Genomic DNA, 855 nt, shown 5'->3' with positions numbered 1-855 from the left:
TTTCGAGGAGGACGCTCACCACTTTGTGGTTCATGACTGGGGTGAAGTCGTAACAAGGTAGCGCTAGGGGAACCTGGCGCTGGATCACCTCCTTATACGATGATTATCGTGATGAGTACCCACACAGATTGATATGGTTTGTAAAAGAGATATCATTGCAACGTAGTTATACGAAGCAATACCGGAGGGTCTGTAGCTCAGGTGGTTAGAGCGTTCGCCTGATAAGCGAGAGGTCGGTGGTTCGAGTCCACTCAGACCCACCAATTTATCTTAATACTTCGTTAGATTGTTTGTCGTGTATTTGTATACACTTCCTCTCAATCTACCTTGTCTAAAGATAAATTAAACTACCCAGTCATTTGACTGTTGTAACGACGAGATTATATTTGAAATCGCGGCGTGCAAGCGGACGATGAAGGAGCATACAAAAGTATGTAACTGAAGACGATGCACAGCACAACAAAGAGTTCAAATAGAATATCAAGTTAGAATGGGGCTATAGCTCAGCTGGGAGAGCGCCTGCCTTGCACGCAGGAGGTCTGCGGTTCGATCCCGCATAGCTCCACCATCTTTAAGCGCATTTACTTTTGAATAGAAAGTTGAGTGTTTTTAAAAATGGTTTCATTAGAAAYMTWGCTCTTTAACAATTTGGAAAGCTGACAAAACAACAATTTATTGTTGTTTGTAAAGTTCTCAAAGTATTCAATTTATTGAATACACAAAAACACATTCAAGTGTTCTTGGGTTTTGTCTTACTGTTTCAGTAAAGCAAAACATATTTGAGTCCGGCAAAATCGAAAGCTATCTCGCTCATTCAAATAATGAGATAGCAACTTTGGTTGTTTAACATCAATT

2 tRNA genes and 1 rRNA gene are annotated in these 855 nt (G+C 40.5%); all 3 read left to right on the top strand.

The features are described 5' to 3' along the window. Positions 1 to 95: ribosomal RNA gene (locus tag IRQ95_RS21905) — 16S ribosomal RNA — on the top strand; the annotation flags it as partial. Positions 96 to 186: 91 nt separating this feature from the next. Continuing rightward, a tRNA-Ile gene (locus tag IRQ95_RS21900) sits at positions 187 to 263 on the top strand. Positions 264 to 492: 229 nt separating this feature from the next. Beyond that, positions 493 to 568, top strand: a tRNA-Ala gene (locus IRQ95_RS21895). The last annotated feature ends 287 nt before the right edge of the window (positions 569 to 855 follow it).

This window comes from Vibrio fluminensis (genome assembly GCF_015278125.1).
Lineage (GTDB): Bacteria > Pseudomonadota > Gammaproteobacteria > Enterobacterales > Vibrionaceae > Vibrio > Vibrio fluminensis.
This window is presented reverse-complemented; position numbering and strand designations above follow the sequence as displayed.